Genomic DNA, 15,442 nt, shown 5'->3' with positions numbered 1-15,442 from the left:
CGAGCCTGGTCGGCATCGCGAATGTTCGCGATAGATGGCCACCAAGCATTCTTCGTAAGCTCCTTCGACGCTGAAGCCCCCAGACAGATGGCTTGGCCGAGGGAGGAGACGAGATGAGCAAACGATTGCTTGTGGCAACGGCGCTGGTGGCATGGCTGCCGACGCTCAGTGCGGCCGAGGGGCTGGCCAAGCCCGTACTTGGTTATGAGGCGGCTGGACGGATGATCGCAGCCTGCTTCGCGGCACAGGCAGCCGCAGGACACGCCAAGGTCAATGTCGTCGTGGTCGACGATGGCGGACGGCTCATTGCCGCCGCGCGACAGGACGGGGCCTGCAAGGCCTGCACCGACATCGCGGAGAACAAGGCAACCACATCCGCGCTCTATGCTGCTCCGACCCGGGCCATGGCTGACCTGTCCTTTGGCCTGAAGCGCGACGGCGTGGGCGCGGGATTGCCGGGTGCGGCTTTTGTCCCGGGCCTTGTCGCCTTTGCCGGTGGTCTGCCCGTCAAGTCAGCCTCTGGTGACGTCATTGGCGGGATCGGTGTCAGCGGCGCCAGTGAAGATCAGGACGAGAGCTGCGCGCAGGTGGGCCTCGACGCTGTCGCGAAAAGCCTCGACTGAGGGCCTCACGATGATCGACAATCCGTATTACGGTCGTGAAACGCAGGGCGAGTTCAAGCTCTACGATCTCGGAAACCTGGTCCTTGAAGATGGTGAAACGCTGCGTGGCGCAAAGCTCGCCTATCGCACCTTCGGTCGCCTCAACGCCGAGAAGTCCAACGCCATCCTGGTGACAACCTGGTTCTCCGGGACGGGCAAGGTGATGGCGGATGTCTATGTCGGCCGCGATCACGCGCTGAACCCCGACGAGTACTTCATCATTGTCGTCGACCAGATCGGCAGCGGGGTGTCGTCGTCGCCGCAGAACTCGCCGGCACCGCAATCCATGGCCAAGTTTCCGAAGCTGCGCATTGGGGACGATGTCAGGGCCCAACACAGGTTCGTGACAGAGCATTTCGGCATCGAACGGCTGGCACTGGTCGTCGGCGGGTCGATGGGCGGGCAGCAGGTCTATGAATGGGCTGTGCGCTATCCCGACATGGTCGTGCGCGCAGCACCGATCGCGGCAACTGCCCGCATCTCGCATCACCAGGCCATCTTCGTCGATGTTTGCGCCGACGCGCTGATGTCCGATCCCGGCTGGAATGGCGGCTGGTACAAGAGCGGCCATGACGTGCGCGACGGTATGGACCGCCTGGCGAGGATCGTGGCAACCCTGGGGTGGTCGCCGCAGTTCTACCAGGAGGAACGCTGGCGGAACGTGCTCGGCATGTCGTCGCCGGACGACTTCATCAACGGGGTGATGAAAGCCTACTTCGAGCCCATGGATCCCAACGTGCTGCTCTGCGAAATGTGGAAGTGGCAGCGGGCCGATGTTTCCCGCCACACGGGCGGAGACCTCCCGACGGCACTGAAACGGATCACCGCCAAAACCTATGTCATGCCGATCAGTCACGACATGTTTTTCCCGCCACATGAATGCGAAGCGGACTGTGCCCTGATCGAGGGTGCGGAACTGAAGCTCATCCACACCCCGGAAGGCCATATGGGCCTCAACGGATTTGAACCCGGCTACATCAGCCAGGTGGATGAGCATTTGAGGGCTCTTCTGAAGAACTGAGACCAACAACAGGGACGCAACTCTTGGTCGGCGCCGGTGGCACTGGGACGGGAGAAGCATGTCCCGGACAGGGAGGATGGGATGGGAGACCATACCCACGAGGCGTTGCGCATAAGCGGCGCAACCAAGACATATGCAGCGCAATCAGGCGTGGTCCACGCGCTGCAGGACGTGGACATGATCGTCGAGGCTGGCGAGTTCATCTCCGTCGTCGGACCATCCGGCTGCGGCAAGACCACCTTGCTTTGGTCCATTGCTGGCCTCCACCAGCTGAGCGGCGGCCGGATCCACCTGGGTGCGGACGAGATCAGGCAGCCGCATCCGAGCATCGGAATGATGTTCCAGGAAGCAAACCTGCTGCCCTGGCGCACCATCGAGCAGAACATCTGTTTGCCGTTCGAATTGCGCCGGATCAGGCCGGACAAGAACAGGGTCGAGACCTTGCTTGATCGTGTTGGCCTCGGCGGCTTCGGCGAGAAGATGCCGCGCGAGCTCTCCGGCGGCATGCAACAGCGTGCCTCGATCGTGCGCGCACTCGCCAGCAACCCTGACGTTCTCCTGATGGACGAGCCCTTCGGCGCGCTCGATGCATTCACGCGCGACGAGATGAACAAGCTTGTCGAGGAGATCTGGATCGAGGCGCGCAAGACCGTGATCCTGATCACCCATTCCATCGCCGAGGCCGTCTTTCTCTCCGACAAGGTCTACGTGATGAGCGCCCGTCCGGGCCGCATCTCCAGGGTCGTCGACGTGCCGTTCGAACGGCCGCGTCCGCTGGAACTCATGGAAACCCGTGAGTTCTTCGACCTCGTCAACGACATCAAATCCGACATCAAGCATCAGGTGTCGCCGGCAAGGCGCACGACCTCCGCGAGGTAACCATGACCGACATGACCCACAATTCAGACTTGCCGACCGGAGGCTCTGGCCTTGCCAGTGCCACGGGAATCGTCAGCGGCATGGGCGGCCAGGGTGCGCGTGAGATCGTTGCGATCCTTGCCGTTGCTGTCCTCGTCATCGGCGGCGGTGAATTCCTGCTGCGCTTCTTCGCTGTCCCCCAGTTCATCCTGCCGGCACCGTCGACCATTGGCGCCGTCTTCGCCTCGCCGGAGATTACGACAATCTCGCAGCATTATGGCTACACGCTGTTCGAGCTGTTTGCCGGTTACGCCATCGGCGCCTCGATCGGGCTGGTGCTTGCAGCCGTCATCACCCAATTCCCTTTCGTCGAGAAGGTGATCACCCCTTACATCCTGCTTCTGGTGACCACGCCGATGCTGGCGCTGGTACCGTTGCTGATCCTGAATTTCGGCTTCGGCTACACGCCGCGTGTCATTGCCGTCGCCCTGGCCTCCGGCCCGATGGTGATGGTCAACTCGGCGACCGGCTTCAGGCGCGTCGATGCCGGCAAGATCGCGCTTGCGCGGTCATATGGCGCCAGCACCTTGCAGATATTCACCAAGATCCGCATCCCCATGGCGATGCCGATGGTCATCGTCGGACTGATGATCGGCGCAATCTTCGGAATGATCACCGCAGTGGGTGCCGAGATGTCGGGAGGCGGGTTCGGCATAGGCAGCCGACTGACGACCTATTCGTCGACGCTGCGCATGCCCGAATTCTTCGCCTGCATCCTGATCCTCGCGGTCACGGGCATCGCGATCTACGCCTTCTTCTTCTGGCTCGGCAAGAAACTCGCCGGCTGGGAGAGCTGATTGGCCGGGCGGGGAATGACCGCGCCCGCCAGCGCCACCTGACAGCGGTCTTCTGTATCGAGGACATGCAATGACAACGACCAACATTTCACGCCGCAGGCTGCTCCAGATGGGAGCGGGCGGCCTGGTGACGAGCACGGTACTCGGAGGCAGCCTGTTCAAGCCGGGCATCGCATTCGCCAAGCCCTACGCCTCGCCATTCAACTGGATCTCGCCGCGCGGAACCATCGAGGTAATGGACGACTACCCCTATTGGGTGGCGAAGGAGATGGGCTATTTCGGCGATCTGGGTGTCGAGACCGCGATGCAGCCGGGCCCGTCGGATGGCACGGCGGTCGTGAAATTCCTCGCTGTGGAACAGGCCGACATCGGCTTCCCGTCGCCGGGCGTGCTGTCTTATGCCGTCAACAGCGGGATGGATCTGGTTTCGGTTTTCGGCAGCGGCAATCTCGACCTCTTCAATTTTGCCTTCCGCAAGGGAGAGGGCGTACAGGATCTGTCCGGGCTCGAGGGCAAGACGGTGCTGCTCGGCTCGGCCGCCTGGCAGTCGATCTGCGATCCGATGTTTGCAGCTGCCGGCGTTGACCCGAAGTCGATCAAATATGTTGAGGCCGGCTGGCCGACCTGGACCACGGCACTCGCGGGCGGGCAGGGGGATGCCTGCCTGGCCTGGGAAGGGCTGCGCGCCGACCTCTCGGCCAAGGGGCTCGACTTCGACTACTGGCTCGGCATGCGCGGCTCGCCGCTGCCGTCCAATTCGCTGGTTGTACGGCGTACCGACATCGAGGACCAGGATCGTCGCCGCTTCCTTGCCCAATATCTCAAGGGCTGGGCCATGGGCAGCGCATTTGCCGACCGCAATCCGCGGGCCGCGGCCGACATCGTCTTCAAGGCGCTGCCGACGACGAAAGCGAACTACGGCCCGCGCTATGGCACGGAGAGCCTCATGCAGATCCATCGCACCTTCAAGGGCGACATGGCGAAGCGGAAAGGTTGGGGCGAGCACGACATCCAGGGCTGGGACAGCTTCTTCAAGATCCTGAAGAAGATCGGCCAGTCGTCGATCGACATCGACACGGAGCGGTTCGTGACCAACGCCTTCATCGCCGATGCGAACAAATTCGACGTCGCGGCGGTGCATGCCGATGCCGACAAATATGCCCTGCCTGAGGATCTGGCCGCGATCGACATGGCCAAGGTCGAGGCCGGCTTCTACGGCAACGTCATCAACTGATCTCGATTGAGCGCCCGGGGCGGTGCTGACCCGTGCCAGGGCCGGCCGCGCCGCCTACACAACGCCAAGCGATTCGAAGTCCACATCGACCCCGGCGTTGATGCGCTCGGCGCCGTCAGCGCGCCAGATCCTCGAGCAGCAGCGCCGCCGCCTCTGCACCATCGGGATGCGGCTATCCGCGTCCCGATTACAATCGCGGGCCTGTGGCCATTCGCTCCCTGCAATGGCCTTGCGGTTGCCCGGATTATCTTGCTGCGCCCATGGGGCCGGATACGCCTTTGCAAAATCCTGGAGATCGCGGCGGCCATCGGGCTTCCTGTCGGCATACGCGAGCCATACGGCTGTCAATCGCAGTTTTGGGGGAGGCTCGTCAGTAATGGCCGAGGAGCCAGCGGGGAACCGTCATCGCCGACGTGCGTTATAACAGTTCGAGCGGTTCCTAGTGAGTGCTATGAACCCGCATCTTACGCACAACAATTAGTTGAAATGGCCTTTATGTGCAACCGCCATTCATGGCCTAGGTGTACGAACGATAAGCGGTCGGCGAACATTGTACTGTTGATATTGTCAGGTTTACGCGTCTGGAAATGGTCGTTTACGTGGGGGTCCCCAATCTCGGCCGGACCCACTGGTGAGCCATATGAAATCTTCTGCTGCGCGCAGGGTTCAAGACGATCTGAAAGACACTGTTGGTCCGGCCCAAGCGCCACGCAATTCCGGCATCAGCTCCATAAGCGAAATCGCTTGGGGCACGCACATATGTGTTTTTTACGAGACAAAGCAGGACCTTCTGGACGCCAATTTCCTGTATCTAAAGGCAGGTTTGGAAGGCAACGAGTTCTGCGTTTGGGCGATCTCTGATCCGATCACGGAGGCGGACGCAAGGAATGCGCTGCGCCGGTCAGTCCCCGACCTTGATGAGCGCCTCGATGCGGGACAAATCGAGTTTATTGCAGGCACGGACTGGTATCTGCGCGGCGGCGAGTTCGATTTGCAGCGGATTACCGGGGGGTGGCACAACAAGCTGCGGCTTGCATTGGCCAAGGGCTACGAGGGGATGCGTGTGAGTGGAAACGCATTCTGGATAGGCACCAACCATTTTCAGGAATTCACGGAGTACGAGCGCGAACTGGACCGATCGCTCGCTGGCCAGAAGATGGTTGTTCTCTGCACGTATTCCCTTTCGGAAAGTCGGATCGTCGACCTGCTTGATGTAGCCCGCGCCCATCAGTTTACCATCGCCAGGAGGTGTGGCGACTGGGAGTTCCTGGAGACTCCTGGACGTAAGTACACCAGGCAAACAAAACAGGAAGTAGCGGAGGTCAATGGCGATATCTGCTCCAAGTCCTTTCCGGGGCACGACACGCTCACATCGAGGGAGCGAAACGTCTTGGGCGAACTCGTGAGGGGTTGCTCCAGCAAGGAAATTGCTCGCCAGCTAGGTATCGTTCCTCGCACCGTTGAGTTCCATCGAGCCAATCTGCTCAAGAAGGTAGGTGCGAGGAGTACAATTGACCTCGTCCGGATTGTCCTCGGGGAATAGCGCATTCCAACTTTGATCATAATGGGAACTGGAGCCTGCGGGCTCCACAGAAGGCGAGGTTGTGAATTGGAGGATGAACCGTTCGATACTCCGGTCTTGGTTCAGCTTGGCGCCGTAGACGAGATACGCTCTGTAGCCTCCACTCAAGAAGCAGCCGAGTGCCTGCTCTTCCGGTGGCCACGAGCAACTGGACCTAATTTCGTCACCGCGACCGAGGCTTGTCTGGCTGTCCTGCAAGGCACCAAAGAGACGTCCGATGCCAGGTCTGCATTCGAGGAGGCTGCAAGAGAAGTTGGCATTCTGATCGTCAGCAAGATGTAGTGAAAAATTCTACTCGTTCGCTCGTGATTGCCTTGTAAATTGTTGGAATGGCTTACATGCATTCAAAAGATGTGAATAAATGCCAAAGTTGGGTGTGGAGAGAAGTCAATTGCGAGGTAGAGTTGCTTTTCCCGGCGCGTGGCGTGCGCGAAATACACGGAGCGAAGTTTCGACTCATACGACTCTCTGAAGGGGGGGCGTCCGTTCGTGTCGGCGGCATGAGGACCATCCCCGATTTCTTCTACCTGAGATTCAATAATGATGAGGGGACCTCTGGCTGCCACATCGTTGGAAGGTCTATCGATACCATCCACTGTGAATTCTTTCGCGAAAAGACTCGAAGCGAGGTCGACCGCATCATAGCTGAGGGAGAGTTCATCTCCGTTCTTGGCTCATTGTCGGGGGACAATGGAGATCAGACGCAGCAAGAAGACTTGCCGTTCGACGTCTTGCAACTTTTTGACAAGCTGTATTAGTCACCATCAGCCGCATTCGGTGAGCATTCGAAGTTCCTGGTCGACTTATGTTGAGCTCCCGCCCAAGTCTCCGACGGATGGCGGCCAGCCTGTGTGTGAGCCTAGCTTGTCTATTATCGCGATGTAGTCGGGACCAGCCGGGGTTCTGAGCAAAAAATTGCTCCTTAGGCGGCGCCACAAGAAGGTGCTGTCAACGTGCCTGCCTATCATTGGTGGCTTGGTCACGATCCAAAAAGGTCCGTGTTAACTTAAGCCTTCGGCCGTCAGGCGTGCTGCTCGCCTTGTTCGTCTTCGCCGCCGCCGGAGACAGCGGCTCGACCGGCCTGCCGATGCGGGAGGCGCTGCGAGCAGAGCTCGCACGGATGCAGGAGATCGGTGGCGCAAAGATCGGCGATCAGGCGATGGTCGATGCCCTTTCCCCCCGTTCTCGTGGCTTTCGACCTAGCCTCGCCGCCGCGGCCTCGGCGGCCCGCAAGGGCGCGAACTTCACCACAACCCGACCCGCGCCAAGGCCGGCCGCGCCGCCTGGCAGATCGAAGGGCACGTCGATCCAGCCACGACGGCTTTGCGCCTCAGCCATGATGAGGCGAGGGCGAGGCCATAGCCGTTCGTGGCTCTGCTTCTCGTTCGGTAGCGGCGCGCAGAGACAGGCGGTCAGTTGGACCTGCCTTGAATACAGACATGTGCAGTCGGGCAATGCCGAGAGCGACACCAAGCGCAACAACTGCAGCCGCTGCATCTTCCGAATACTCTGAAAATATTGAGAAAACCTGGTACGCCCAAGGGGAATCGAACCCCTGTTACCGCCGTGAAAGGGCGGTGTCCTAACCGCTAGACGATGGGCGCGCTCAGGTGAGGCGGTGTATAGTTGGCTTGTTCGCGACAGGCAACCCGTCTTTTTGCTGCGTCGCGAAATTTTTTCGACTTATCCACGGCGACGGCCGCAACGCCAGTTCCAGTCGCGCTCCGGGCCGACGTCGATGTGGACGGAATTGGTGTGGCAATAGGTGCCTACACCGCCGCGGCCAGGCATGGCGCGCAGATACGTCGCCAGTTCCCACTTGCCGACGCCGGGAATCTGGATGTCGGCTGCGGCGCAATACATGTGCTGCGAATTCTTGGCGCCGCGGGCGCGTCGGTTGCGTTCCGGGTTACGATAGCCCGATGTCACGATCATCTTCTTGCCGTAGTGCTGCTCGGCCGCCTTGAGGATGCGCACAAGCGACGGCTTCAGGCAGGCGACATCGACGCTTTCATGCTGCTTGAGCAACCCGTTAGGCGCGAGGCGCGCCATGCCGGCAGCCGATGCAGTCTGGTACAGTTCCGGATCCTCGTCCTCGTGCAGGTCGACGTCGCTGTCGTCGTTGAGGCCGGACTTACGCTTGATTTCGAACAGGTCGGTGGTGCGCACGCCCGGCAGCGCCCAGTTCGAATCGCCGCCCGACGAGCCGCCCAGCGACGCAAGCTCCACCGGCTTGGCTTCAGTTTTTGCCGAGGCCAGCGTGATGATCGGCTTGGCCTTTTCCTCGGGTGCCTTCGGCTTGGTTTCAGACGATTCGTCGCCCATCGCGATCAGCGGCTTTGCCTTCTGTCCGGCGGGCGCAGGTGCTGCCTTGGCAGATGAAGAGCCGAACAGCGAGGCGAACAGCCCCTTCTTCTTGGGCGCCTCGGGCTCGGCTGCCGGACCGTTGGTCAGGATGAAGCCGGTATCCTGCTGCACCGGCGGCTTGGCCGTCTGCGCATCCGCGGTCTGGGTGGCTTCCGCCTTGGGCTGCTCCGCCGCGGCAGCTGTTGTGGGCTGCTGCTGTTCTTCACTGGCAATTGCGACTTCGGCCGCGTTCTCGGCCCCTGGCTTGACCAGTGGAACATAACCGACCTGGTCGGGAAGGGCGGTGTCGCCTGCCGGGCTCATCGTCGCTTGGGCGACTGTAGGGGCGCCGGCGGCGGTCGCGGATTGGGCCGTGGTTGTTTCGGTGGTCGTGGCTGCGCTGGCGGCAGGGTTTGTCAGATCGAAATTCGGCTCACCCGTCGAGGAGCAGGACACGCTCATGAGCGAAACGAGCACGGTCAGCGCAACGCCGCAGCGCCGGTCTGCGAATCGCAGTCGTCCTGACGTCAAACCGGATCCCCTCTCATGCACTGCAGGCCAACGATTACGCTTGGCGATTGAAATCGAACATCTACGCAACCACGCTTCCGCAGAGGAAGCGGCACGCAAACTTGTGGCAATGATCCCCCAGTGAGCGGGCTAGGCGCCAATTAAGGCGAGATCATGATAGGCGCCATGTTTTCGCCCTCTTGGTAAAGGGCGTCAATTCACTGCCTGTGACAGCTGGTTACACGCGCACCTTCACATAGCTGCCGGGGGCATCCTCTAGCACCCGTCCGCTTATGCCAGGCTTGCGCGCCGCAACCCGGGTGTCGTCCTTGGCCTCGATCCAGCGCTGCCAGTGCGGCCACCACGAGCCAGGCGTCTCGGCAGCACCCTTGAGCCATTCGTCGAAATCGCCGACCGGCTTGCCTCCCGACCAAAACTGGTACTTGCCGGCGGCGGGCGGATTGACCACGCCGGCGATATGTCCAGAGCCGCCGACGACATAGTCGACGTCGCCACCGAAATACTGGCAGCCGAGGAAGACCGAGCGGGCAGGGGCGATGTGGTCCTCGCGAGCTGCCAGATTGTAGACCGGTATGGTGACGTCGGCGAGCGAGATGGTTCGACCGGCGAGTTCCATCCGGCCTTGCGAGAGGTTGTTCTCGAGATAGCAGTTGCGCAGGTAGAAGGAGTGGTTGGCTGCCGCCATGCGCGTCGAATCGGCATTCCAGTAGAGCAGATCGAACGGCGTCGGCTCCTTGCCCCGCATGTAGTTGTTGATGACATAGGGCCAGATCAGGTCGCCCGAGCGCAGCATGTTGAAGGCCGTGGCCATCTTGGTGCCGTCGAGATAGCCCTTGTCCTTCATCGCTCCTTCGAGAGCCTTGATCTGATCCTCGTCGACGAACACCTTGAGGTCACCGGCATAGGTGAAATCGACCTGCGTGGTGAAGAAGGTGACCGACTGGATCCGGTGGTCACCTTCCTGTGCCAGCAGCGCCAGGGCTGCCGCCAGCAACGTGCCGCCGACGCAGTAGCCGATGGCGTTGACCTTGGTTTCTCCCGTCGCCTGCTCGACGATGTCGAGCCCATATTGCAGGCCTTCGCGGATATAGGCTTCCCAATCCTTCAGGCCGTGGCGCTGGTCTGGATTGATCCAGGAGATGACGAAGACCGTGTGGCCTTGTTCGACGGCCCACCGGATGAAGGACTTCTGCGGGTTGAGGTCGAGGATGTAGAACTTGTTGATCCATGGCGGGCAGATCAGCAGGGGCCGCTTCAGCACCTTGTCGGTGGTTGGCGTGTACTGGATGATTTCCGCGACGTCGCTGCGGCCGACGACCTTGCCCGGCGTGGTGGCGATGTTCTTGCCGATTTCAAAACCGCTATAGTCGGCCTGCCGGAGCTTGAGATCGCCCTTGCCGGCCGAAATGTCCTCGGCAAACATCTTCATGCCGCGCACGAGGTTCTCGCCATTGCTGGCGACAGTTTCGCGAAACAGCTCCGGATTGGTCAGGATGAAATTGGACGGCGAGATCGCGTTGGCGACCTGCTTGACGTAGAAGCCGGCCTTATGGCGGGTGTGCTCGTCGAGGCCGTCGGCATGATCGACGAGATCGCCGGCCCAGCGCGCGGTCACCAGATAGGCCTGTTTGAGGAAGTCGAAGAAGGCGTTGCGGCCCCATTCGGGATCGAGAAAGCGCTTGTCGCCGCGTTCTGGCTTGACGGCGTCGTCGACCTCGTCGCCGCCGATACGCTGGATCGACTTGCTCCACACGTCGAGATATCCGGAGAACAATCGGGTCTGCGCTTCCAGCGCGCGTTGCGGGTCGGACAGCCAGTATTCGCTGAGCTTGGAGAAGGTCTTGACCATGTCGACCATCGGCTCGGCGACGGTGTCGCGCACCTCGCCCTTCTCGCGCGGTTCGGCCCAGGCCGAAGCTGCCTTGCCGGCCTGCTCGATCATGCGGGCCATGTTGAGTGCAAAACGTTCCGGGTCTTTGACGAGGTATTGCTCGACGGAGGAGGGGGTATCGCTACTCTGCTTGTCCGAATCGTCTACCTTCGCCATGGTTCTTGCAGGTCCTCCCAAAGCGCCCATTGTTGACATAGTATCATGTGACGTCTTACCGGGTCCAACGCGCTCTACCGCGCCTGTCGGGGAAACTTTATGACATATAGTGTTGGTCGGAATGTTTTTTTCTGCTCCCGCGTGATGTTGTCCGCGGGCGTGCTGGCATTGGCCATTGCCGCTGCCGGCTGCACCAGCACGACCAGCGCCGACAGCAGCGCTGCACCGGCAACCGGACGTGGCGCGCAGGATACCGGCACCTACCCCAATCTCAACATTGCGCCTGAGGTGGCCGCCGCCCAGTTCACCGAGGACCAGAAGGCCGCCAAGCTGGCCGAACTCCAGGCTGCCAGACAGCGCCAGGGCGCCAAGGCCGGCGCTGGCGGTGGCAATTCGGCGGCGATGACCACGCTTGCCAGAAAGCACGGCGACGACACGCTGAAGGCCATCGAAGGCAAGTGCGAGACTATCGACCCCGCCTGCAATTGAGTGTATATCGCGCACGCATCGCCGAGCCCCCGTTTACCTGGAACTGACATGGAAGAATTTCACAAGGTCCGCCGCCTTCCGCCCTATGTCTTCGAGCAGGTCAACCGGCTGAAGGCCAGCGCCCGTTCGCGGGGCGCCGACATCATCGATCTTGGCATGGGCAATCCGGACCTGCCGACGCCGACCGCCATCGTCGACAAGCTGTGCGAAGTGGTGCGCGACCCGCGCACCCACCGCTATTCGTCGTCGCGCGGCATTCCCGGCCTGCGCCGCGCCCAGGCCAATTATTATGCCCGCCGCTTTGGCGTGAAGCTCAATCCCGATACCCAGGTCGTTGCGACGCTGGGCTCGAAGGAAGGCTTCGCCAACATGGCGCAGGCGATCACCGCGCCTGGCGACGTGGTGCTGTGCCCCGATCCGACCTACCCGATCCACGCTTTCGGTTTCATCATGTCGGGCGGCGTCATCCGCTCACTCCAGGCCAAGCCGGATGATGGCTTCATTCCGGCGCTCGAGCGCGGCGTCCGCCACTCGATCCCCAAGCCGCTGGCGCTGATCCTCAATTATCCGTCGAACCCGACGGCCTTCGTCGCCTCGCTCGACTTCTACAAGGACGTCGTGGCGTTTGCGAAGAAGCACGACATCATCATCCTGTCGGATCTTGCCTATTCGGAGATTTATTTCGATGGCAATCCGCCGCCCTCGGTGCTGCAGGTGCCGGGCGCGATCGATGTTACCGTCGAGTTCACCTCGATGTCGAAGACGTTTTCGATGCCGGGCTGGCGCATGGGCTTTGCCGTCGGCAACGAGCGTCTGATCGCCGCACTGACCCGCGTGAAGTCTTACCTCGACTATGGCGCGTTTACACCGATCCAGGTGGCGGCAACTGCCGCGCTCAATGGCGACGGTGCCGACATAGCCGAGGTGCGCGAAGTCTATCACAAGCGCCGCGACGTGATGGTCGACTCGTTCACCCGTGCGGGCTGGGAAATCCCGGCGCCGGCGGCGACGATGTTTGCCTGGGCACCGATCCCGGAGCCGTTCAAGCATCTTGGTTCGCTCGAATTCTCCAAGCTGCTGATCGAACATGCGGACGTGGCTGTCGCTCCCGGCGTCGGCTTCGGCGAGCACGGCGACGACTATGTGCGTCTGGCGCTGGTCGAAAACGAGCACCGCATCCGCCAGGCAGCACGAAGCATCAAGCGCTTCCTGCAGACCACAGCGAAACACCCCAACAACGTGGTTCCGCTCGCAGCCCATCGCTGAGCGGCACCGCGCCACATTCCCAGAACGATTGAAATAAAGAGGCGCCGCGACCATGGCTGAAGCATTGCGTGTTGGAATTGCCGGTCTCGGCACGGTCGGTGCTTCGGTGGCGCGTGTGCTGCGCGACAAGGGCGCCGAGCTCACCCGGCAATGCGGTCGCGAAATCGTCGTGACTGCCGTTTCCGCCCGCGACCGCAGCCGCGATCGCGGCGTCGACCTGAGCAGCGCCCAGTGGTTCGACGATCCGATCGAGTTGGCCGAGAAGGCCGACATCGACGTCTTCATTGAATTGATCGGCGGCGACGAAGGTGCTGCGCGCGCCTGTGTGCGTGCCGCGCTCGATGCTGGCCGCCATGTCGTGACCGCCAACAAGGCGCTGCTCGCCAAACATGGCGTGGCGCTGGCCGAGGTCGCCGAGAAGAAGGGTGTGCTGCTCAACTATGAAGCGGCGGTTGCCGGCGGTATCCCGGTCATCAAGACGATGCGCGAGGCGATGGCCGGTAACAGCGTCAATCGTGTGTTCGGCATTCTCAACGGCACCTGCAACTACATACTGACGCGCATGGAAGCCGAAGGCCTGACCTTCGAGGCATGCCTCGCCGACGCGCAGCGCCTGGGCTACGCCGAAGCCGACCCGACCTTCGACATCGAGGGCAACGACACGGCCCACAAACTCGCCATCCTGACCAGCCTGGCATTCGGCTCGAAGATCGCTGCCGACGACATCTATCTTGAAGGCATTTCCAACATTACCCAGGCCGACATTCGCGCCGCGGCTGAGCTCGGCTATCGCATCAAGCTGCTCGGCGTTGCCCAGCGCACCGAAAGCGGCATCGAGCAGCGCGTGCACCCGACAATGGTGCCGACGGCATCCGTCATCGCCCAGGTCCACGGCGTCACCAACGCGGTGGCGATCGAAACCGACATTCTCGGCGAGCTGCTTCTGTCCGGCCCCGGCGCCGGCGGCAATGCGACCGCCTCGGCCGTCGTCGGCGACATCGCCGACATCGCCAAGAGCCGTCCCGGATTCCAGCATGGCCCGGTGTTCGGCCGTCCGGCCAAGGAACTGAAGCCGTACAAAAAGGCGCAGATGCGCAGCCACGCCGGCGGCTACTTCATCCGCCTGACTGTACATGATCGCATCGGCGTCTTCGCAGCGATCGCCAAGCGCATGGCCGACAACGACATTTCGCTGGAATCGATCGTTCAGCACGCCAATGGCACCGAAGGTGGCATCGCCCAGAAGACCGTCATCCTGGTGACCCACGAGACCACGGAAGCTGCCGTGCGCAAGGCCGTCGATGGTGTCACCAAGGACGGTCACCTGACCGACAAGCCGCAGGTCATCCGCATCGAGCGCGCCGGCTGATTGCCGGCGTCGGGCGAGGGGCGCAATTGTGCCCCCGGCCAGGCAGTCAAGCCGCAATTCCCTTTCAATCGATTGATATTGTTTCGCTTTCGATAAAGCGGGCAACAGGTCTTGCCGTTGTCATGCGGGTTTGACAATAAGAGCCGGCCCGGTTTGGGCGCTCCGAACTCATCGACTTCAGGACCCACTATTATGGCGAAAAGCGTTGTAGCCGGCCTCGACCGGATTCTCACCATGGAACTCGTGCGCGTCACCGAGCGGGCCGCCGTGGCTGCAGCCAGGCTGCGCGGACGCGGCGACGAGAAGGCCGCCGACCAGGTTGCGGTCGACGCCATGCGCCAGGAACTGAACCGCCTTGCCATCAACGGCACGGTCGTCATCGGCGAAGGCGAACGCGACGAAGCTCCGATGCTCTACATCGGCGAGGAAGTGGGCTCCGGCGGCCCAGATGTCGACATCGCGCTCGATCCGCTCGAAGGCACCACCATCTGCGCCAAGAACCTGCCCAACGCCCTTGCCGTCATCGCCATTGCCGAAAAGGGCAGCCTGCTGTTTGCGCCCGACGTCTATATGGACAAGATCGCCGTCGGCCCGGGTTATCCTGAGGGCGTCATCGACATCGACGCCTCGCCGGCCGACAACATCGCCAGCGTCGCCAAGGCCAAGGGCGTGCCGGTCGAAGAAATCACCGCCTGCATCCTCGACCGTCCGCGCCATTCCAAACTGATCGAAGCCGTGCGCGAGACCGGTGCTGCCATCCGCCTCATCGGCGACGGCGACGTTGCCGGTGTCATCCACACCACCGACCCCGAGGAAACCGGCATCGACATCTATCTCGGCACCGGTGGTGCGCCCGAGGGCGTGCTGGCTGCTGCAGCGCTGCGCTGCACCGGCGGGCAGATGCTTGGTCGCCTGATGCTCGACACCCCTGAGAAAGTTGCGCGCGCCGCCACCATGGGCATCACCGACCCCAAAAAGATCTACCGCGTCGAGGAGATGGCGCGTGGCGACGTGCTGTTCGCTGCCACCGGTGTCACCGACGGCAACATGCTTGCCGGCGTCAAGTTCGGTCGTGACTCGATCACCACCCACACGATCGTGCTGCGCTCGTCGTCCAAAACCGTGCGTGAGATCAAGGCGCGCCACCAGGATCTGGAAAAATTCTGATTACGCGCCTGTT

15 protein-coding genes and 1 tRNA gene are annotated in these 15,442 nt (G+C 61.8%); 13 read left to right on the top strand and 3 right to left on the bottom strand.

Going from position 1 to position 15,442, the window contains the following annotated elements:
• Nucleotides 1-113 precede the first annotated feature (113 nt).
• The 9 genes from SLT36_RS17055 to SLT36_RS17015 all read left to right on the top strand — a co-directional run bounded on the left by SLT36_RS17055 (nucleotide 114) and on the right by SLT36_RS17015 (nucleotide 7,727).
• On the top strand, nucleotides 114-623 hold the full coding sequence (locus SLT36_RS17055) for a GlcG/HbpS family heme-binding protein (protein WP_432283641.1): 510 nt from the start codon (nucleotides 114-116) through the stop codon (nucleotides 621-623).
• 10 nt (nucleotides 624-633) lie between these two features.
• A complete protein-coding gene (locus SLT36_RS17050; protein WP_432283640.1) occupies nucleotides 634-1,683 on the top strand; it encodes an alpha/beta fold hydrolase in 1,050 nt (349 codons plus the stop codon).
• Nucleotides 1,684-1,764: 81 nt separating this feature from the next.
• On the top strand, nucleotides 1,765-2,562 hold the full coding sequence (locus SLT36_RS17045) for an ABC transporter ATP-binding protein (RefSeq protein WP_432283639.1): 798 nt from the start codon (nucleotides 1,765-1,767) through the stop codon (nucleotides 2,560-2,562).
• A 2-nt stretch (nucleotides 2,563-2,564) separates the two neighbouring features.
• Nucleotides 2,565-3,398, top strand: a complete 834-nt coding sequence (locus SLT36_RS17040; RefSeq protein WP_432283638.1) for an ABC transporter permease — start codon at nucleotides 2,565-2,567, stop codon at nucleotides 3,396-3,398.
• A 70-nt stretch (nucleotides 3,399-3,468) separates the two neighbouring features.
• On the top strand, nucleotides 3,469-4,632 hold the full coding sequence (locus tag SLT36_RS17035) for an ABC transporter substrate-binding protein (RefSeq protein WP_432283637.1): 1,164 nt from the start codon (nucleotides 3,469-3,471) through the stop codon (nucleotides 4,630-4,632).
• A 640-nt stretch (nucleotides 4,633-5,272) separates the two neighbouring features.
• Nucleotides 5,273-6,175, top strand: a complete 903-nt coding sequence (locus tag SLT36_RS17030; protein ID WP_432283636.1) for an MEDS domain-containing protein — start codon at nucleotides 5,273-5,275, stop codon at nucleotides 6,173-6,175.
• Between the two features lie 21 nt (nucleotides 6,176-6,196).
• Nucleotides 6,197-6,496 (top strand): DUF982 domain-containing protein, encoded by a 300-nt coding sequence (locus SLT36_RS17025; RefSeq protein ID WP_432288375.1) that lies wholly within the window; start codon nucleotides 6,197-6,199, stop codon nucleotides 6,494-6,496.
• 56 nt (nucleotides 6,497-6,552) lie between these two features.
• Entirely contained in the window at nucleotides 6,553-6,972 is a 420-nt protein-coding gene (locus tag SLT36_RS17020; protein ID WP_432283635.1) for a hypothetical protein, read from the top strand.
• A 269-nt stretch (nucleotides 6,973-7,241) separates the two neighbouring features.
• Complete coding sequence (locus SLT36_RS17015) at nucleotides 7,242-7,727, top strand: hypothetical protein (protein WP_432283634.1); 486 nt, start codon at nucleotides 7,242-7,244, stop codon at nucleotides 7,725-7,727.
• Nucleotides 7,728-7,743: 16 nt separating this feature from the next.
• On the opposite strand, the gene SLT36_RS17010 is transcribed toward SLT36_RS17015, so the two are convergent.
• From SLT36_RS17010 to SLT36_RS17000, 3 genes are all read right to left on the bottom strand, one after another.
• Nucleotides 7,744-7,818: transfer RNA gene (locus tag SLT36_RS17010), tRNA-Glu, on the bottom strand.
• A gap of 79 nt (nucleotides 7,819-7,897) precedes the next feature.
• On the bottom strand, nucleotides 7,898-9,037 hold the full coding sequence (locus tag SLT36_RS17005; protein ID WP_432283633.1) for a YcbK family protein: 1,140 nt from the start codon (nucleotides 9,035-9,037) through the stop codon (nucleotides 7,898-7,900).
• 271 nt (nucleotides 9,038-9,308) lie between these two features.
• Complete coding sequence (locus tag SLT36_RS17000) at nucleotides 9,309-11,138, bottom strand: PHA/PHB synthase family protein (protein ID WP_432283632.1); 1,830 nt, start codon at nucleotides 11,136-11,138, stop codon at nucleotides 9,309-9,311.
• A gap of 144 nt (nucleotides 11,139-11,282) precedes the next feature.
• On the opposite strand from SLT36_RS17000, the gene SLT36_RS16995 reads away from it, so the two are divergent.
• The 4 genes from SLT36_RS16995 to glpX all read left to right on the top strand — a co-directional run bounded on the left by SLT36_RS16995 (nucleotide 11,283) and on the right by glpX (nucleotide 15,429).
• A complete protein-coding gene (locus SLT36_RS16995; protein ID WP_246670701.1) occupies nucleotides 11,283-11,627 on the top strand; it encodes a hypothetical protein in 345 nt (114 codons plus the stop codon).
• 48 nt (nucleotides 11,628-11,675) lie between these two features.
• Nucleotides 11,676-12,893, top strand: coding sequence for an LL-diaminopimelate aminotransferase (locus SLT36_RS16990; protein WP_067961704.1), 1,218 nt, complete (start codon nucleotides 11,676-11,678; stop codon nucleotides 12,891-12,893).
• Between the two features lie 52 nt (nucleotides 12,894-12,945).
• Nucleotides 12,946-14,262 carry a homoserine dehydrogenase gene (locus SLT36_RS16985; protein WP_432283631.1) on the top strand — a complete coding sequence of 439 codons (1,317 nt, stop codon included), beginning with the start codon at nucleotides 12,946-12,948 and terminating at the stop codon, nucleotides 14,260-14,262.
• Between the two features lie 192 nt (nucleotides 14,263-14,454).
• Nucleotides 14,455-15,429, top strand: coding sequence for a class II fructose-bisphosphatase (glpX, locus tag SLT36_RS16980; RefSeq protein ID WP_432283630.1), 975 nt, complete (start codon nucleotides 14,455-14,457; stop codon nucleotides 15,427-15,429).
• The last annotated feature ends 13 nt before the right edge of the window (nucleotides 15,430-15,442 follow it).

This window comes from Aminobacter sp. BA135 (assembly GCF_050859125.1).
In the GTDB taxonomy this organism is placed as follows: domain Bacteria; phylum Pseudomonadota; class Alphaproteobacteria; order Rhizobiales; family Rhizobiaceae; genus Aminobacter; species Aminobacter ciceronei.
Note: the sequence above shows the minus strand (reverse complement) of the source record. Positions and strands in the feature narration are given on the sequence as shown.